Origin of the sequence: Cupriavidus sp. WS (assembly GCF_000395345.1) — a bacterium.
GTDB lineage: Bacteria > Pseudomonadota > Gammaproteobacteria > Burkholderiales > Burkholderiaceae > Cupriavidus > Cupriavidus basilensis_B.
In genome coordinates, this window is the sequence record NZ_AQPL01000257.1 from 1 (window position 1) to 17,569 (window position 17,569).

The following is a 17,569-nucleotide window of genomic DNA, read 5'->3' on the forward strand; positions in this document are numbered from 1 at the left end:
CTGTCGTCGCCCGGCCCCGAGGCGGAGACGCTGGCGGCGGAGGGCCGCGCGGCCGCGCGCGGCGCCAGCGCGGCGGAGTCGCTCGCGCACGCGGATTTCCGCCATCTCAACCAGCCCGACGCGCTGTTCGCCATCGACGACGCGATCCGGCGCTTCGCGCAGCGGCTGCGCGGCGTGCAGACGCGGCGCGAGCGCAGCGCGGCGTCGGGCCGCATGATCGACATGGCCGCCACCATCCGGCGCAGCGTGTCGCGCGGCGGCCTGCCGCTGGAGCTGGCGTGGCGGCAGCGCCGGCGGCAACGCCCGCGCATCGTGCTGCTGCTGGACGTGAGCCGCTCGATGAGCCTGTACAGCTTTTTCTTCCTGCGCCTGGCGCGCGTGCTGAGCGCGCGGCTGGCCGACGTGCATTGCTTCATCTTCCACACCGCGCTGGCGAACGTGGGGCAGGCGCTGCGCGACCCCGACCCGTGGCGCTCGCAGGAGCGCCTGGCGCTGCTGTCGGCGGGCTGGGCCGGCGGCACGCGCATCGGCGAAAGCCTGGAGGCGTTCAACCGCCGCCACGGCGCGGCGCTGCTGCATTCGCGCACGGCGGTGGTGATCGTCAGCGACGGCTACGACGCGGGCGAGCCCGGCCTGCTGCAGGAAGCCCTGCGCAAGATGCGGCGGCGCTGCCGCCGGCTGGTCTGGCTCAACCCGCTGATGGGCCAGCCCGGCTTCACGCCGGCCAGCGCCGGCATGTCGGCGGCGCTGCCGTATCTCGACCTGCTGGCCGGCGCGCGCGACCTGGCGAGCCTGCGGCAGGTGCTGCCGCAAGTCCTGTCGGTATTGCAGTAAACGACGTTCCGGACCCTGCCATGAACCACGCCACCATAGACCCCGCCACAGACCCCGCCACGGACGCCATCGACGGCGAAGCGCTGCTGCTGCGCGAGCAGCGGCTGATCGACGCGCTGCGCCCGTTCGCGGTGATCACCGTGATCCGCGCGCAGCCGCCCACCTCGGCCTGGGTGGGCGCGCAGGCGCTGCTGGAAGAGGACGGCGCGCTGCACGGCTGGGTCGGCGGCGGCTGTTCGCGCGCCATCGTGATCCAGGCCGCGCTGGAGGCGATCCGCACCGGCGCCCCCAAGCTGCTGCGCATCAGCAACGCGCCCGCGGCGGCGGAGGCCGGCATCGAGATGCACGCCATGCCGTGCGCGAGCAACGGCACGCTGGAGCTGTTCATCCAGCCGACCCTGCCGCCGCCGGTGGCGCTGGTGCTGGGCGCCACGCCGACCGCGCTGGAAGCCTGCGTGCTGGCGCAGCGCATGGGCTTCGCCGTGGTGGCCGCGGCCGGCATGACGGTGCCGCTGGCGGCGCTGGGCCTGCGCCAGGTGGTGGCGGGCTACGACCCGGCCGCGCTCGCCGCGCTGGCGCCGCGGCTGGTGCTGGTGGCCACCCAGGGCGACGGCGACGAGGACGCGCTGGAAGCGGCGCTGCGCGGCCCGGCCGCGGCGGTGCTGCTGGTGGCGAGCCAGCGCAAGGCGCAGACGCTGCGCGAGGCCATGCAGCGGCGCGGCATCGCGCCGCAGCGGCTGGCCGCGCTGCATGCGCCGGCCGGCCCGCACATCCACGCGCGCACGCCGCAGGAGATCGCGCTCGGCGCGGTAGCCGGGCTGGTGGCGCTGCGCCGGCAGATGGAGGAAGAACAGGCCGCGCAGGCGCCCGCGCAGAGCGGCGAGGCGCTGCCGGCGATGCTGCCGTGCGAATCGATGGCGCCGGCTCCCGCCGCCACCGCCGCGCGCTACGTCAATCCGGTGTGCGGCATGGCGGTCGACATCGCGTCGGCCAGGCACGTGGTCGAGCATGGCGGGCAGCGCGTGTATTTCTGCTGCGACGGCTGCAAGGTGGAGTTCGAGCGCGACCCGGACAAATACCTGCCGGCCGCGCGCGGCGCGCGCAAGGCCACATGAGCGCGCCGGCGGACGCGGCGTTGCCGGCCTTCTCGGCGGTGGTGCTGGCCGCGGGCATGTCGTCGCGCATGGGCGGGCCGCACAAGCTGCTGCTGCCGCTGGACGGCGAGCCGGCGGTGCGGCGCACGGTGCGCGCGCTGCTGGCGGCGCGGCCGCGGGAGATCGTGGTGGTGACGGGGTACAAGGGCCGCGAGGTGATCGGCGCGCTCGACGGCCTGCCGGTCGCTTTCCAGCCGAACCCGCGCTACGAGGAGGGGCAGATGACTTCGGTGGCCGCCGGCGTGGCGGCGCTGCGCATGCCGTGCAGCGTGGTGCTGGTGTGCCTGGCCGATCAGGTCCTGCTGGAGGCGGCCGACTACCTGGAGCTGGTGCGCGCGTTCGCGGCGATGCCGCGCGGCGCGATCGTGGTGCCCATGTACGCGGGGCAGCGCGGCAACCCGGTGGCGTTCTCGGCGAGCTACGCCGCGGAGGTCGTGGCCGGGCACGTGAATCCGGGCTGCCGCAGGCTGATCGCCGAGCACCCGGACGAGGTCTTCGTCCACGAGGCCGGCCACGACCGCTTCACCACCGACATGGATACGCCGGAAGACTACGCGCGCATCGCCGCGCGCGTGGCGCGGCTCACTTCAGCATCTGCACCGAGCCGTTCACCGTCACCGTGACCTGGGCCTTGCCGCCCTCGACCGGCACTGGCGCCGCGTCCGACATCATGGCCTTGGCCGCGTACATGCGCGGCATCGGCTGCACCGCGCCGATCTCGCTGACCTGCACTTCGCGGATCGCGTAGCTGCTGTAGCCGAACAGCTTGGTGGTGGTGTCGGCCTTGGCGCGGAACGAGGCCACGGCCTGCTCGGCCAGCCTGGCCTCGGTGGCCTGGCGCGTTTCGCGCGAGAGCGAGAAGGCGATGTTCTGCACCTGCATCTGGCTGGCAAGCTGGCCGGCGAGCTTCGAGACCGCGGCGAAGTCGCGCGATTGCAGGATCACCTCGGCGCGTCCGCGCCAGGTGCTGATGCGGCCGTTGCGGTCGGTGGACGGGTTGATCGTGAAGCCGCCCGATTCCGCCTGCACGCCGGCCGTGCGCCGGGCCTGCGCGATGACCTGCTGCGCCTTGGCGGACAGCGCGGACGAGATCGCGCCGGGCTCGGCGCCTTCCTGCTCGGCGGCCAGGGTCAGGTGGACCACGTCGGTGGGCACGTCGGTGGCGGCCTGGGCCGACAGCGACAGCACGCCGGCGGGCGCGGGATCGCGGGCCGGGGCGCCGCCCTGGGCCGAGGCGATCATGGCGGTGGTGCCGAGCAGCGTGGCGGCAAGCAGTTTTTTCATGGTGTTCTCCCGTTTCTGGCAATGCGTATTCTGACGCACCCGCGGCGCGATCGTTCCACGATGCGGGATCGACCTTGTATCCACTTGTATCCGCCCGCTAGAGCGCCTGGAGCGCGAACGCGTGCCACGCCTTCCACAGCATGTAGGCCGACAGGCAGAACAGCAGGCAGGCGAAGACCTTCTTCAGTTGCGCCACGTCCAGGCGGTGCGCGGTGCGCGCGCCCAGCGGCGCGGTCAGCACGCTGGCCAGCGCGATCACCGCCAGCGCGGGCAGGTAGATGTAGCCGAGCGAGCCGGCCGGCAGTCCCGCCACGCCGAAGCCGCTCCACACGTAGCCGATCACGCTGGCCACCGCGATCGGGAAGCCGAGCGCGGCCGAGGTGGCCACGGCGTTGTGGATCGGCACGTTGCACCAGGTCATGAACGGCACCGAGACGAAGCCGCCGCCGGCGCCCACCAGGCTGGACAGGAAGCCGATCACGCCGCCCGCGCCGAGCATGCCCGGCGTGGCCGGCAGCTGGCGGTGCGGCGCGGGCTTGCGGTTGCGCAGCATCTGCCAGGCCGAGAAGCCGACGAACACCGAGAACAGCAGCGACAGCCAGCCGGTCTTGAGCGCGGCGAAGACCTTGCCGCCGCCGAGCAGGCCGCCGGCCAGGATGCCGGGCGCCAGCGCGAGCACCAGCTTCCAGCGCACCATGCCGTGCAGGTGGTGGGCGCGCACCGAGGACAGCGAGGTAAACAGGATGGTCGCCATCGAGGTGGCGATCGCCATGTGGACGATGGCCTCGTGCGGGAAATCCAGGTAGGTGAACAGCAGCGTGAGGAAGGGCACCATCAGCATGCCGCCGCCCACGCCGAGCAGGCCGGCGCAGAAGCCGGTAAAGGCGCCGAGCAGCAACAGCCCGGGAATCAGGGAGACATGCATGGAACGAGGCCGGCCTTGTGGATGTCGTTGGCGCCGATGCGCCGGGAAGGGCGGGCGCGCCGCGCGCCGCGCGGGGCAGCCGACCGGCCGATCAGCCGGTCAGCCGGTCAGCCGATCAAGCGGTCAGCCCATCAGCCGCGTGGTGATGAAGCGCCATTCGGCCGGCGTCACCGGCGTGATGGACAGGCGGTTGCCCCGCCGCAGCACCACCATGTCGGCCAGTTCCGCGTGCGCGCGCAGATCGGCCAGCGAGATCAGCGGGCCCTTGCCGACGTAGCGCACGTCGACCAGCACCCAGCGCGGCGCGTCGGGCCTGGAGGCGTCGTCGTAATACTCGCTCTCGGGATCGAACTGGGTGGGATCGGGGTAGGGCTGCGAGCCGACCTCGGCCAGGCCGGCGATGCCGGGCTGCGGGCACGACGAGTGATAGAACAGCACGCCGTCGCCGATGCGCATGGCGTCGCGCATGAAGTTGCGCGCCTGGTAGTTGCGCACGCCGGTCCAGGGCAGCGTGCCGCGCCTGGCGAGGTCGTCGATGCTGGCCTCGTTCGGCTCCGATTTCATCAGCCAGTACTGGCGGGCCCGGTCGGCGGCATTGGCTTGCGAGGAGCGGCTCATTGGCGGATTGGCTCACGGCGGAGTGGCGTTGGCGACAGCGCTATGGTGCAGCAAGCCCGGCCAAAAGAAAACCGTGTATGCCATCGTGCGGCAGTCGCGCAGCAGCCGTGCGCCAGCCGTGCGCGGCTCGCGCGGCCGGGTGCGCCGCGCGGGCGCGAAGCGTGAAAAATGCGAAAAACGCGAGGAAATGCGGGGAGGCGCGAGGAACCGGCAGGCATCGCCAGGGCCGCGCAAAAAGGGGCCGCGCAAAAAAACGAGCGCAAAAAAACGAGCGCAAAAAAAAGGCGGTGGTTTCAAACCACCGCCTTCTCTCGTTGGGGTCCCCGCCTCGGCCGCTGGATCGGCATCCTGAACCCAAGTGAGGTTCAGAGTGGCTGCGGAAGCCGCATTTTGGGTACATCACTGACTCAGGGAGTCCCGACTGCGAACTTTGAATCAAGCGACGCGCTCGCCCACACGGCATTGTCCCGCACCAACAAATGCTTATCGGTTCAAGGAATATGATCCTGACGAACCAGGCAGGGAAACTGTCAAACGTCTGACTTTGTTGCCGCAGGACCAATCGCTTCCGCAGGCTGTCAGACGTTTGCCGTTTCTAACTTGGATGGGATGAAAACGGCGGTCAGGCACGATAACCCGACCTTTGGTGTCGCGACTATGTGGCTTGGCGCGACTTGGCTCCACTATACACCGCCGGGCATTTCATACCAAGCCCGCCGTGCCGGGCCGTTACATTTTGCCGACGCGCGCGGCACCTCGGGCACATCGCGGTCATCGCGGCGTCACAACTGTGCCGTGCGGGGCACCGCGCCGCGGCCGGCCGCGCCCGGCCCCGTTCAGCCGCGGGAAATGGGCGCGCCGGTGCCGACGTGGGCGTACTGGCGCAGCGCCTCGTCGGCGCGCTCGTTGAGCTCGCGGATGCGCGCGCGCACGGCGTCCACCGGAATCGCGCCGTCTTCCTGCTGCTTGCGCTTGAGCGAGAGCAGGTCCGAGGCGATGCTGATGGCCGCCATCACCGCCACGCGCTCCACGCCCTTGGCGGAGACGCCGCTCTTGAGGCGGGTCATCTGGTCGTCTACCAGGGCCACCGCTTCCAGCAGCGCGGCTTCGTTGTCCGGCGCGATGGCGAAGCGGTAGGACTGGCCGGCGATGCTGACTTCGACTTGCTTGTTGCTCATGCGTTTTCTCCGGGTGCCTTGGTGAGGGCGCTGTCCGCGGCCTGCGCGGCGCCGTCGCCGAGCAGGTCGAGCTGGCGGGCGTCGCTGGCGGTGGGGAGCTTGTCGAGGATCGACTGGATGCGCAACTGCGCTTCCTCGATCTTGATATTGAGCAGCTCCCGGTCGGCGGCCATCGCCTCGCGGTCGCCGCGCAGCTGGCTGGCCTCGGCCTGCAGGCGTTCGATCTCCTCGCGCAGGCGCTGGTTCTCCGCTGCCAGGGTGTCGGCGTGATGCAGCACGCGCCCGATCTTGGCGGCGAGTTGTTCGAGTTCGGTGAGCATAGAGCCTGTCATATCCGGGTTTCGGGTTCTGGGATTCTAGCCCAAGCGCTCCGCGCGCAGCCGTGGAAAGCAGCCCGGTGTGACCGGGCCAGCGCGCCGAAGTTGCATGCAACGTCGCCCAACGGGCGCCGCGGCGGCATTTCCTGGCTGCTTCCATGCGTTTTCGCGCGGCCCGGGGCGGTGCGCGGGGCGTCATTGACGCTCGCGGTGAAACTGCCTACACTCGCGCACGTTCCAGGTGCTCGCAATCCTGTTCACTACAGGGTTGCAGTTCAACGGGAAACAGGGAGCCAGCCGCCGCCGCCAGGGCGCGTGCCGGGCCAACCTGTGCTGCCCCCGCAACGGTAAGCGACCGCGATCGGAAATATCGCAAGGCCGACCCATCAGCCACTGAACCGCAAGGTCCGGGAAGGCGGTCGGACTGGTGTCGCCAGCCCGGATACCGGCCTGAACGAGAGTGCGCCGCCTTCCGCAGGATGCGTGGCGCGCTTCGTCGCCAGACGGTCCGCGGGGGAACGGACCAGGCTGCTCTCTCCCTCTTCGCACCATGCGTTCATCGTCTTCCCGGCACCGCCGGCCGGCATCGCCGGCGCTTCGCCAGTCTGTTCCCGTTCTCGTTGCCGCGCGCGCGCGCCGGCCCCTGTCGGCCGGCCTGCTTGCCGTGCTCGCCGCCGGCGCGCACGGCCTGGCCCAGGCCCAGCCGGCGCCCGACAGCGAACCCGCGCCGCAGCCGGCCGCACAGCCTGTCGTCGCGCAACCGGTCGCACAACCCGCCGCGCAATCTGCCACGCAACCGGCCACGCAACCCGCCGCCACGCCGCTGGCCCCGGTGGTGGTGACGGCCACGCGCACCGCGCAGGCGCTGACCGAGGCGCTGCCGCACACCACCGTGGTCACGCAGCAGGACATCGTCAACTCGCAGGCGCCCGACCTGCGCACGCTGCTGCGCTCGCAGGCCGGCGTGGAATTCGCCGCCAACGGCGGCATGGGCGCCAACACCACGCTGTTCATGCGCGGCGCCAACGGCAACCAGACCCTGATCCTGATCGACGGCGTGCGCGTGTCGTCGGCCAGCAGCGGCACGGCGCAGCTGGCCAACATCCTGCCCGACCAGATCGACCACATCGAGGTGGTGCGCGGCAACGTGTCGGCGCTGTACGGCTCGGACGCCATCGGCGGCGTGGTGCAGATCTTCACCAAGACCGGCGCGGGCAAGCCGCCCGCGGCCAACGCGCAGATCGAGTACGGCAGCAACAACACGCGCCAGGCCACGGTGGGCTACGGCGGCCAGGTCGGCGACACCTCGTTCAACCTCACCGGCTCGATCTTCAAGACCGACGGCTTCTCCGCCGTCAACCCGCAGCAGCAGCCCAAGGCCAATCCCAACGACAACCCCTACGACAACAAGAGCGTGTCGGGCCAGGTCAAGCACCGCTTCACCAGCGACTGGGACGCGGGCGTCACGGCCTACTACTCCAAGAGCAAGCTGTCCTACGACAGCACCTCGGGCAAGCCCACCGACGTCTGGTGGATGGACAGCGAGCTCTACACCGTATCGGGTTTCGTCAACGGCAAGCTGGGCCGGGACTGGAGCACGCATTTCAAGGTGGCGCAGAGCGAGGACCGCAGCACCACGACCAGGAACGGCCTGTTCGACAGCCGCTTCAACACGCGCAACCGCCAGTACACCTGGCAGAACGAATACGCGCTGGCGCCCACGCACACGCTGCTGTTCGGCGCCGAGTACGCGCAGCAGGAGCTCGATTCGAGCTCCTACGCCACGCCGGTGCGCAATATCGCCTCGGTGTTCGCCGGCTACGACGGCCGCCTGGGCAAGCACCAGCTGCAGCTCAACGTGCGCAACGACCACTACTCGGACTTCGGCAGCCAGGCCAGCTACTTCGCCGGCTACGGCTACAACCTGACCGAGGCCTTCAAGCTGATCGCCAACGCCAGCAACGCCTTCCGCGCTCCCACCTTCAACGAGCTGTACTACCCCGGCTACGGCCAGCCCGGCATCCAGCCCGAGCGCGCCCGCTCGGTCGAGCTCGGCGCGCAGTACAGCACCGACGGCGCCGGCCTGCTGCGCGTGACCGCGTTCGAGACCCGCTACGACAACCTGATCGTCTCGGCGCTGCAGCCCAATGGCCTGTACCTGGCGCAGAATGTCGCCGAAGCCAAGGTGCAGGGCGTCGAGGCCTCGTGGCGCGCGCGCCTGCTGGGCACCGACGTGGGCGCCAGCGTGACCTTCCAGAACCCGCTCGACGAGCAGAACAACACCCAGCTGCTGCGCCGCGCGCGCCGCCACGCCGCCTTCGACGTGGGCCGCCAGTTCGGCGACTTCCGCCTCGGCGGCGAGTGGGTCATTTCGTCGGCGCGCCTGGACAGCGGCTCGCGCACGCTGGGCGGATACGGTATCGTCAACCTCAACGCCCGCTACAACATCGACAAGCAATGGTTCATCGCCGCCCGCGTGGAAAACCTGTTCGACAAGAACTACCAGCTCGCCTATCCCTACAACACGCAGGGGCGCGCCGGCTTTGTCACGCTGGGCTGGCGCCAGCGTTGACGGCGGCCTGAGATGCGCCGCGCGCTGGCCGTCTGGCTGATGCTCGCCGCCGCCGGCGCGGCGGTGTTCGTGCTGTCGCTGGCGGTGGGCAGCGTGCCGCTGAGCGCGGCGCAGGTGTGGCACGCGCTGGCCGGCGGCGGCGCCGACACCGCCGACACCGCCAGCGCCATCGTGCGCGAGCTGCGCCTGCCGCGCGCGGCCGCGGCCTTCGCCTGCGGCGGCCTGCTGGCGCTGACCGGCGCGCTGATGCAGGTGCTGCTGCGCAACCCGCTGGCCGAGCCCTACGTGCTGGGCGTCTCGGGCGGCGCGGCCACCGGCGCGCTCGGCGCCATGCTGATGATGTGGCCGCTGTGGACTGTGCAGGCCGGCGCCGCCGGCGGCGCGCTGTTCTCGATGCTGCTGGTGGCCACGCTGGCGCGGCGCGACCTGCTGCATCCGCAGGTGCAGGGCGGCCACCACGAGGCCGGCTCGCGCCTGCTGCTGACCGGCGTGATCCTGGCCGCGGGCTGGGGCGCGCTGATCACGCTGATTCTGAGCGTGGCGCCCGAGGCGCGCCTGCGCGGCATGCTGTTCTGGCTGACCGGCGACCTCGGCGGCACCGCCAGCTACGGTCTCGCGCTCGGCGCGCTGGCGCTGGCCGTGCTGCTGGCCATGCCGCTGGCGCGCGCGCTCAACGCCATGCTGATGGGCGAGACCGTGGCGCAGGCGCTCGGCGTGCGCGTGGGCGCGGTGCGCATGTCGGTGTTCGTGCTGGCCTCGGTGGCGATCGCGGTGGCCATCACCTCGGCCGGCTCGATCGGCTTCGTCGGGCTGGTGGTGCCGCACCTGGTGCGGCTGGCGTGGGGCAACGACCAGCGCCTGCTGCTGCCGGCCTCGGCGCTGCTGGGCGGCGCGCTGCTGATGGCGGCCGACCTGGTGGCGCGCACCGTGATCGCGCCGGCGCAGTTGCCGGTGGGCGTCATCACCGCGCTGCTGGGCGTGCCGACCTTCCTCTTCCTGTTGCTGCGCAGGCCGCGCTGATGCCGATGCCAAGCTGGAACGAACCCGTCTCGAACTGTCCCGTGCTGGCGTTGCGGGCCCTGCAGTTGCGCGCCGGCGCGCGCGTGCTGCTCGACGGTCTGAGTTTGTCGGTGCGGGCCGGCGAGCTGTGGTGCGTGGTTGGCCCCAACGGCGTGGGCAAGTCCACGCTGATGTCGGTGCTGGCCGGGCTGCGCAAGCCGGACGGCGGCGCGGTGCTGCTCGACGGCCGCGCGCCGCTGGAGATCGCGCCGGCCGCGCTCGCGTTGCAGCGCGCGTATCTGCCGCAGGCGGTGAGCGACACCTTCTCGATGCGCGTGCGCGACGCGGTGGCGGTCGGCCGCCATCCGCACCTGTCGGGCTGGGGCTGGGCGCGCCGCGAGGACGATGCCGTCGTCGCCGCGGTGATGCGCGAGCTCGATCTCGACGCGCTCGCCGCGCGCGACGTGCTGACCCTGTCCGGCGGCGAGCGCCAGCGCGTCTCGCTGGCCGCCACGCTGGCGCAGCAGGCGCCGCTGCTGCTGCTCGACGAACCCGCCGCGCATCTCGACCTGCGCCACCAGATCATGGTGCTGGACACGATGGCGGGCCTCGCGCGCGCCGGCCGCCATGCCGTGATCGTGATCCTGCACGACCTCAACCTCGCGCGCCGCTACGCCACCCACGCGCTGCTGCTGGCCGAGGACGGCCTGTGCCTGCACGGCGCGGCCGCCGACGTCCTCACGCCGGCGCACTGCTCGCACGCGCTGCGCACGCCGATCGTCAGCGTCAGCGACGGCCGGCATACCGCGCTGATCGCGCACGGCGCCTTCCACCCGCATCCGGGCGGGCCAGACGAACAAGACGGAATTTCATCATGACCGAACCCAACGCCAACGCCAACGCCAACGCCAATACCACCCCCACGCCGGAAGACGCCGCGCGCGACGAGCGCCACAACGCGCGCATGGCGCGCAAGAAGGACGTGGTCGACGCCAAGATCGCCGCCGCGCAGGACGAGCGCGGCGTGATCGTCATCACCACCGGCAACGGCAAGGGCAAGTCCAGCTCCGGCTTCGGCATGGTGGTGCGCGCGCTCGGCCACGGCATGCAGGCCGCCGTGGTGCAGTTCATCAAGGGCGCGATCCCGAGCGGCGAGGAAATGTTCCTGCGCCGCTTCCCGGACCAGTGCGCGTTCCACGTGATGGGCGAGGGCTACACCTGGGAGACCCAGGACCGCGCGCGCGACGTGGCCAAGGCCGAAGCCGCGTGGGAAGTCGCGCGCGGCCTGCTGCGCGACCCGGCCATCGGCCTGGTGCTGCTGGACGAGCTCAACATCGCGCTCAAGCTGCACTACCTCGACGTGGACACCGTGATCGCCGACCTGCGCGCGCGCCCGCCGATGCAGCACGTGGTGATCACCGGCCGCGGCGCGCCGCAGGCACTGATCGACGCGGCCGACACGGTGACGGAGATGACGCCGGTCAAGCACGCGTTCAAGCAAGGCATCAAGGCCCAGCGCGGCATCGAGATGTAAGCTCGCGCTACGCGATTCCAGAACGACTACGAGTATTCGAACATCATGCAGTTTCCCGCCATCGTCCCGCTCGATGCTTCTCTCCGCCCGGCGCTGCAGGCCGCCATCGACGCCAAGACCAAGCCGCTCGGCGCGCTGGGCCGGCTCGAATCGCTGGCCCTGCGGATCGGCCTGATCACCGGCAGCACCGCGCCCGAGCTCCGGCGCCCGGCGGTGATCGTGTTCGCCGCCGACCACGGCATCGCCGATGCCGGCGTGAGCGCCTATCCGGCCGAGGTGACGGCGCAGATGGTGCTCAACTTCCTCGGCGGCGGCGCCGCCATCAACGTGTTCGCGCGCCAGCACGGGCTGGCGCTGGAGGTGGTGGACGCCGGCGTGCGCGCGCCGCTGCCGGCCGCGCCGGGGCTGGTCAACTGCCGCATCGCCGCCGGCACGCGCAACTTCGCGCGGGAGCGCGCGATGAGCGCGGAGCAGGCCGAGGCGGCGCTCACCGCCGGCATGGCGCGCGTGCTGCGCCACGCGCAGCTGGGCACCAACGTGATCGCCTTCGGCGAGATGGGCATCGCCAATACCTCATCGGCCGCCTGCCTGATGAGCCGGCTCGCCGGCACGCCGCTCGACGCCTGCATCGGCCGTGGCACCGGGCTGGATGATGCCGGCCTCGCGCGCAAGCGCGCGGTGCTGGCGCAGGCGCTGGAGCTGCATGCCGATGCGGTCGAGCCGCTCGACGCGCTGGCCGCGTTCGGCGGCTTCGAGGTCGCCATGATGGCCGGCGCCTTCCTGGCCGCCGCGGCCAGCCGCATGGTGATCGTGGTGGACGGCTTCATCGCCTCGGCCGCGCTGCTGGTGGCGCAGCGCCTCGATCCCGCGGTGCTGGACTACTGCGTGTTCTCGCACTGCTCGCACGAGCACGGCCATCGCGAGCTGCTCGCGCGCTTCGGCGCCGAGCCGCTGCTGGCGCTGGACCTGCGCCTGGGCGAGGGCACCGGCGCGGCGCTGGCCTATCCGCTGCTGGTGTCGGCCACCGCGTTCCTGCGCGAGATGGCCACCTTCGGCGGCGCCGGCGTCAGCACGGCGTCGGCGTAGACTGCGCGGATCGCTCCCAGGCACCGGCCCATGCTCGACGAACTTCGCTACTTCCTCACCGCGGTCGGCTATTTCACGCGCGTGCCGGTGCCGCGCTGGGTCGGCTTCGCGCCGCACTACCTGAACGCGGCGGCGCGCTATTTCCCGCTGGTGGGGCTGCTGGTGGGCGCGCTCGGCGCGCTGGCGAGCTGGGGCGCGCTGCAATGGTGGCCGCCCGGCGTGGCGCTGCTGCTCGGCATGGCGGTGACGCTGCTGGCCACCGGCGCCTTCCACGAAGACGGGCTGGCCGATTGCGTGGATGCCTTCGGCGGCGGCTACCGGGCCGAGGACGTGCTGCGCATCATGCACGACTCGCGCATCGGCGCGTTCGGCGCCATCGCGCTGGTGGTGGCGCTGCTGCTCAAGTGGCAGCTGCTGCTGGCCATCGCCATGCGCGGCGGCACCGCGGACCTGCTGCTGGTGCTGGTGGCCGCGCACGGCGCCAGCCGCGCGCTCGCGGCGAGCTATCTCGCCACGCTCGACTACGTGCGCCCCGAAGGCAAGGCCAAGCCGGTGGCGCAGCGCCTGTCCGGCTTCGGCCTGGCCTTCGCGCTGCTGTGCGGCGCGCTGCCGCTGCTGCTGGTGTCGCCCGCGTTCGCCGGCGCCGCGCTGGCCGCGCTGGCGCTGCTGCGCTGGCTGCTGGGCCGCTACTTCGTGCGGCGCATCGGCGGTTGTACCGGCGACTGCCTCGGCATGGCGCAGCAACTGGCCGAACTGCTGATCTACCTCGTGGCGGCGGCATGGACCTGGTCCTGATCCGCCACGCGCAGCCGCAGGTGGCGCCGGGCCTGTGCTACGGCGCGCTCGACCTCGCGCTGGCCGAGCCGGTCGCGCCCGCGCCGGCGCGCATGCTGGCCGCGCTCGATGGGCTGGCCCCGCGGCGCATCCTGTGCAGCACGCAGCAGCGCGCGCGGGCGACCGCGGCGCTGCTGGCCGCGGGCCATGCGCTCGTGCCCGAGCCCGACGCGCGCCTGCGCGAGCTGGATTTCGGCAACTGGGAAGGGCTGGCCTGGGACGCGGTGCCGCGCGCGGAGCTGGACGCCTGGGCCGCCGACCTGCTGCACGCGGCGCCGCACGGCGGCGAGAGCGCGGCCGCGGCGCTGGCGCGCGTGGCGGCCTGGGCCGATGCGCTGCCGGCGGATCCGGGCGATTGCCTGTGGGTGGTCACGCACGCCGGGCCGATGCGCATGCTGGCCGCGCACTGGCTCGGCGTGCCGCTGGCCACCACGCTGGGCTGGGATCTGGCGTTCGGCGCCAGTTGCCGCTTCGCGCTGGGCGGCGGCGCGGCGCGGCTGCGCTGGTGGAACCGGATCTGACGATCCGTCTCGGCGCTACTGCGCGGGCCGCCTGGCGCGCGCTTCGTCGAGGTCCTTGCAGATGATCTCCGCCCCGCGCGCCAGGCGCGGCCCGGCGCGGTTGACGAGGTCGCCGTCGATCGCGTACAGGTTGCCGCGCGCCACCGCCGTGACCTGCTTCCAGCGCTCCCACATGGCGAAGTCCGGCAGCGGGCGGTCGGCGCGCGTGGCGCCCATGCTGGCGGTCATCATGACTTCGGGATTGCCGGCCACCACCGACTCCACCGAGACCGTCGGCACCAGCAGCGATTCGCTGGCGAACAGGTTGCGCCCGCCGCACAGCGCCAGCACGTCGCTGATCAGGTGCTGGCCGTTGAGCGTCATCAGCGGCTGCTGCCAGACCTGGTAGAACACCGTCACCGGCGCGCGCGCGGCGTAGGTCTGGCGCAGCTTGTCGATCTGCTGGCGGAAGCTGGCCGCGGCGGCGCCGGCGGCGGGTTCGGTGCCCATCAGCGTGCCGAGCCGCTCGATATTGCCGGGGATGCCGTCGAGCTTGCGCGGCTCGCTGAAGAACAGCGGCAGGCCGAGCGCGCGCAGGCGGTCGGTCTGCTTCTGCGCATTGCCGTGGCGCCACACCACGATCAGGTCCGGCTTGAGCGCGGCGATGCGTTCGAGGTCGAGCGCCTTGTTGTCGCCCACGCGCGGGATCTCGCGCGCCTGCGGCGGATAGTCGCTGTAGCTCACCGTGCCGACGATGCGCGCGCCGCCGCCGGCGGCGAACAGCAGCTCGGTGACGTGCGGCGCCAGCGAGATCACGCGCTGCGCGGGCTGCGCCAGCGTGACGGTCTGGCCGGCGTCGTCGACCACCGAGACGGTGGCGCGGGCGCCGGCGCACAGCGCACAGCCGAGCAGGACGGAGAGGGAAAGCAGGGCGCGGGTCATCGGCGGGCGGCTCATGTGCGGCTCATGCATGGGTGGGGTTGGAGGCGTGGCCGCAAGCACTGGCCAGGGCGGCGTCGAGCCGCTGCCAGGCGTCGTCGCGCGCCGGCGGCAAACCCAGGCGCAGGCTCGGCGGCGCGCCGTTGCCGGGCGCGTCGAACAAGCGCGTCCACACGCCTTGCCGCGCCAGCGCGTCGTGCAGCTGCGCGGCATCGGCGTGCTGCACCCAGCTGAACAGCGCATGGCTCGCGGGCGCCAGCCCGTGCGCGCGCAGCAGCGTCGCCAGGCGCTCGCCGGACTGGCGCAGCCGCGCGCGCGTGGCGTCCTGCCAGGCCGTGTCGGCCAGCGCCAGGCGCGCCACCGCGCGCGCCGGGCCGGCCACGGTCCAGTGGCCGAGATGCGCCGACAGCGCGGCCAGCAGCGCGGGTTCGGCCAGCACGAAGCCGCAGCGCACGCCGGCCAGTCCGTAGAACTTGCCGAGCGAGCGCAGCACCGCCAGCCCGGGCCGGTGCGCGTGCGCCGCCAGCGACAGCGCGGGCGTGCAGTCCATGAACGCTTCGTCGAGCAGCAGCGTGCCGCCGCGCGCGGCCAGCTGCGCGTGCCAGCGCAGCAGCGTGTCCGGCGCCAACGTGCGCGCGGTCGGGTTGTTGGGGTTGACCACCACGAGGTGGTCGAGCCGCGCGGGCAGGTCCGGCCGCGCGAAGTCCGCCTCGGCCAGCGCCACCACCTCGTGGCCGGCGCGCGCGAAGGCGGGCGCGTATTCGCTGTAGCCCTGCGCGGCCACGCCCGTGCGGCCCGGCCGCAGCAGCAGCGGCAGCGCGCGGATGGCGGCCTGCGAGCCGGCTACCGGCAGCGCGTGCGCGGCGCCGCAGGCCCGCGCGGCCAGCGCGGCGAGGCCGTCGTCGTCCTGCGGCAGGCGCTGCCAGGCGTCGGCGGGCAGCGCCGGCACCGGATAGCCGTCGGGGTTGATGCCGGTGGAGAGGTCGAGCCAGCCGGCGGCGGGCCGGCCGTAGCGGCGCTCGGCGGCGAGCAGGTCGCCGCCGTGGCGGATGGGCATGGTCATGCGGGCAAGAAATGAAGGAGGATGGCGCTGGCGGCGGCAAGGGCCAGCCACAGCCACAAGGTGCGCCGGACCAGCCGCAGGCAGGCCCGCACTTCGGCGCTGCCGGGGGCCGCGCCCGCGCCCAGCGGCGGGCGGTCTTCCCATTCGCCGTGGTAGCGCGCGGGGCCGCCGAGGGCCACGCCGACCGCGCCGGCACCGGCCGCCATGACCGGCCCGGCGTTGGGGCTGGACCAGGCCGGCGCCTGCGCGCGCCAGCAGCGCAGCGCCTGCGCGGTGTGGCCGAGCAGCGCGTAGGACAGCGCGGTCAGGCGCGCGGGAATCAGGTTGAGCAGGTCGTCGAGCCGCGCCGCGGCCCAGCCGAAATACACGAGGCGCGGGGTGCGGTAGCCCCACATCGCGTCGAGCGTGTTGGCCAGGCGGAAGGCGACCACGGCCGGCGCGCCGCCGAGCAGGAACCAGAACAGCGCGCCGAACACGGCGTCGTTGCCGTTTTCCAGCGCGGACTCGCAGGCGGCGCGCGCCACCGCCTCGGCATCCGCGTCGGCGGTGTCGCGCGAGACGATGCGCGCGGTCAGGCGGCGCGCCTCGGCAAGGTCGCCGCGCGCGAGCGCGGTGGCGATCGGCGCGATGTGCTGGTGCAGGCTGCGCGCGCCGAGCGCGGCGTACAGCGCCAGCGCCTGCAGCAGCCAGGCCAGCGCCACGCTCAGTTGCGCGGCGGCCTGCACCAGCAGGGCGGTGAGCGCGGCGGGCACCAGCACCATCAGCAGCCACGCGCCGATGCCGGCGATGCGCTGGCGCAGCGGCGCGCCGCCGCGGTTGACGCGCCGCTCGAGCGCGGCGGCGAGGTTGCCGAAACCGACCAGCGGATGCCAGCGGCGCGGCTCGCCCAGCCACTGGTCCAGCAGCACGCCGGCCACGGCCGCCGCCACGCAGGCGGGCCAGGTGAAAAGCGCGGACAGTATCAGCACGCCGGATCGGCGCCCTTGACGCTCACGGGAATGCCGGCCACCACCAGCCGCACGCGGTCCGCGGCGGCGGCCAGCTTCTGGTTGAGGCGGCCCAGTTCGTCGACGTAGAAGCGCGTGATGGCGCCCATCGGCACCACGCCGAAGCCGATCTCGTTGGAGACCAGGATCACGTGGCCGGGCAGCGTGGGCAGCGCGGCCAGCAGCGCGTCGATTTCCTCGGTGAACGCGGGCGGCGGCGTCACCAGGCCGTGCTCGGGATAGCTGCGCGCGTCGAGGAACAGCAGGTTGTTGAGCCACAGCGTGACGCAGTCGACCAGGATGCAGCCGTCGCGGGTGGCGTTGGCGTAGAGCGCGTCGGCCAGGTGCAGCGGCGCTTCCACCAGGCCCCAGTCGACCGGGCGGCGCGCGCGGTGCAGCGCGATGCGCAGCTGCATTTCCTCGTCGGCGCTGTCGTCGTCGTGGCGCGCGGTGGCGATGTAGGTGACGGGGCCGCCGCAGGCGGCGGCGTGGTCGGTGGCCAGCTGCTCGGCGAAATGGCTCTTGCCGGAGCGCGCGCCGCCGAGCACCAGCGTGAGCTGGCGCGCCGGTCCGGCGGCAGCGGTGGCAGCGGCGGCATGCGGCGCCGCAGCGGCGCGGGGCGCACGCTCGCCTTGCGGCACGGCGGTGGCCGTGGCGGCGGGCTCGGTGGCGGTAGCGGAAGCGTTGGCCGGCGTCATCCGGGTATTGTAGCGGGCGCATCCGGGCTCCGCACGCTCGGCGAGGCC

19 protein-coding genes, 1 other RNA gene and 1 riboswitch are annotated in these 17,569 nt (G+C 72.6%); of the genes, 10 read left to right on the forward strand and 10 right to left on the reverse strand.

Annotated elements, in window-relative coordinates; genetic code table 11:
• From K206_RS0120740 to K206_RS0120750, 3 genes are all read left to right on the forward strand, one after another.
• A partial coding sequence (locus K206_RS0120740) for a VWA domain-containing protein (protein ID WP_020204310.1) occupies positions 1 to 834 on the forward strand: 834 nt, incomplete at its 5' end.
• Between the two features lie 20 nt (positions 835 to 854).
• Entirely contained in the window at positions 855 to 1,949 is a 1,095-nt protein-coding gene (locus K206_RS0120745) for an XdhC family protein (protein WP_020204311.1), read from the forward strand.
• Positions 1,946 to 2,611 (forward strand): NTP transferase domain-containing protein, encoded by a 666-nt coding sequence (locus tag K206_RS0120750; protein ID WP_020204312.1) that lies wholly within the window; start codon positions 1,946 to 1,948, stop codon positions 2,609 to 2,611. Before K206_RS0120745 ends, K206_RS0120750 begins: the two co-directional genes overlap by 4 nt.
• On the opposite strand, the gene K206_RS0120755 is transcribed toward K206_RS0120750, so the two are convergent.
• The 6 genes from K206_RS0120755 to K206_RS0120775 all read right to left on the reverse strand — a co-directional run bounded on the left by K206_RS0120755 (position 2,571) and on the right by K206_RS0120775 (position 6,313).
• Positions 2,571 to 3,272, reverse strand: coding sequence for an SIMPL domain-containing protein (locus K206_RS0120755; protein ID WP_020204313.1), 702 nt, complete (start codon positions 3,270 to 3,272; stop codon positions 2,571 to 2,573). The genes K206_RS0120750 and K206_RS0120755 overlap by 41 nt on opposite strands.
• A gap of 97 nt (positions 3,273 to 3,369) precedes the next feature.
• Complete coding sequence (locus K206_RS0120760; RefSeq protein WP_020423855.1) at positions 3,370 to 4,197, reverse strand: sulfite exporter TauE/SafE family protein; 828 nt, start codon at positions 4,195 to 4,197, stop codon at positions 3,370 to 3,372.
• 123 nt (positions 4,198 to 4,320) lie between these two features.
• Positions 4,321 to 4,815, reverse strand: coding sequence for an EVE domain-containing protein (locus K206_RS0120765; protein WP_020204315.1), 495 nt, complete (start codon positions 4,813 to 4,815; stop codon positions 4,321 to 4,323).
• 316 nt (positions 4,816 to 5,131) lie between these two features.
• Positions 5,132 to 5,343: non-coding RNA, 6S RNA (gene ssrS, locus K206_RS41165), on the reverse strand.
• A 308-nt stretch (positions 5,344 to 5,651) separates the two neighbouring features.
• A complete protein-coding gene (locus K206_RS0120770; RefSeq protein WP_020204316.1) occupies positions 5,652 to 5,993 on the reverse strand; it encodes a cell division protein ZapA in 342 nt (113 codons plus the stop codon).
• Complete coding sequence (locus K206_RS0120775; RefSeq protein WP_020204317.1) at positions 5,990 to 6,313, reverse strand: hypothetical protein; 324 nt, start codon at positions 6,311 to 6,313, stop codon at positions 5,990 to 5,992. The genes K206_RS0120770 and K206_RS0120775 overlap by 4 nt, the downstream gene beginning before the upstream one ends.
• A gap of 219 nt (positions 6,314 to 6,532) precedes the next feature.
• Positions 6,533 to 6,779, forward strand: a riboswitch (cobalamin riboswitch).
• A 195-nt stretch (positions 6,780 to 6,974) separates the two neighbouring features.
• On the opposite strand from K206_RS0120775, the gene K206_RS0120780 reads away from it, so the two are divergent.
• From K206_RS0120780 to K206_RS0120810, 7 genes are read left to right on the forward strand one after another with little or no spacing between them, the layout of a single operon-like run.
• Positions 6,975 to 8,882, forward strand: a complete 1,908-nt coding sequence (locus K206_RS0120780) for a TonB-dependent receptor domain-containing protein (protein ID WP_020204318.1) — start codon at positions 6,975 to 6,977, stop codon at positions 8,880 to 8,882.
• Between the two features lie 12 nt (positions 8,883 to 8,894).
• Positions 8,895 to 9,902: an iron ABC transporter permease gene (locus K206_RS0120785; RefSeq protein WP_020204319.1), complete on the forward strand. Its 1,008-nt coding sequence runs from the start codon at positions 8,895 to 8,897 to the stop codon at positions 9,900 to 9,902.
• 5 nt (positions 9,903 to 9,907) lie between these two features.
• Positions 9,908 to 10,759: an ABC transporter ATP-binding protein gene (locus K206_RS0120790; RefSeq protein WP_029043879.1), complete on the forward strand. Its 852-nt coding sequence runs from the start codon at positions 9,908 to 9,910 to the stop codon at positions 10,757 to 10,759.
• The gene (gene cobO / locus K206_RS0120795; protein ID WP_020204321.1) at positions 10,756 to 11,415 is read left to right on the forward strand and encodes a cob(I)yrinic acid a,c-diamide adenosyltransferase; all 660 of its coding nucleotides are present in this window, start codon (positions 10,756 to 10,758) and stop codon (positions 11,413 to 11,415) included. Before K206_RS0120790 ends, cobO begins: the two co-directional genes overlap by 4 nt.
• Positions 11,416 to 11,460: 45 nt before the next feature.
• The gene (cobT, locus tag K206_RS0120800) at positions 11,461 to 12,501 is read left to right on the forward strand and encodes a nicotinate-nucleotide--dimethylbenzimidazole phosphoribosyltransferase (protein WP_020204322.1); all 1,041 of its coding nucleotides are present in this window, start codon (positions 11,461 to 11,463) and stop codon (positions 12,499 to 12,501) included.
• 30 nt (positions 12,502 to 12,531) lie between these two features.
• Positions 12,532 to 13,296, forward strand: coding sequence for an adenosylcobinamide-GDP ribazoletransferase (locus K206_RS0120805; protein ID WP_020204323.1), 765 nt, complete (start codon positions 12,532 to 12,534; stop codon positions 13,294 to 13,296).
• Positions 13,281 to 13,856, forward strand: a complete 576-nt coding sequence (locus K206_RS0120810) for a histidine phosphatase family protein (protein ID WP_020204324.1) — start codon at positions 13,281 to 13,283, stop codon at positions 13,854 to 13,856. Before K206_RS0120805 ends, K206_RS0120810 begins: the two co-directional genes overlap by 16 nt.
• Positions 13,857 to 13,871: 15 nt before the next feature.
• On the opposite strand, the gene K206_RS0120815 is transcribed toward K206_RS0120810, so the two are convergent.
• From K206_RS0120815 to cobU, 4 genes are read right to left on the reverse strand one after another with little or no spacing between them, the layout of a single operon-like run.
• Entirely contained in the window at positions 13,872 to 14,777 is a 906-nt protein-coding gene (locus K206_RS0120815) for a cobalamin-binding protein (protein ID WP_029043880.1), read from the reverse strand.
• Positions 14,778 to 14,799: 22 nt separating this feature from the next.
• Complete coding sequence (gene cobD / locus K206_RS0120820) at positions 14,800 to 15,837, reverse strand: threonine-phosphate decarboxylase CobD (protein WP_020204326.1); 1,038 nt, start codon at positions 15,835 to 15,837, stop codon at positions 14,800 to 14,802.
• The gene (cbiB, locus tag K206_RS0120825; RefSeq protein WP_020204327.1) at positions 15,834 to 16,805 is read right to left on the reverse strand and encodes an adenosylcobinamide-phosphate synthase CbiB; all 972 of its coding nucleotides are present in this window, start codon (positions 16,803 to 16,805) and stop codon (positions 15,834 to 15,836) included. The genes cobD and cbiB overlap by 4 nt, the downstream gene beginning before the upstream one ends.
• Positions 16,799 to 17,521 carry a bifunctional adenosylcobinamide kinase/adenosylcobinamide-phosphate guanylyltransferase gene (gene cobU, locus K206_RS38860; protein WP_020204328.1) on the reverse strand — a complete coding sequence of 241 codons (723 nt, stop codon included), beginning with the start codon at positions 17,519 to 17,521 and terminating at the stop codon, positions 16,799 to 16,801. Before cobU ends, cbiB begins: the two co-directional genes overlap by 7 nt.
• Between the last annotated feature and the right edge of the window lie 48 nt (positions 17,522 to 17,569).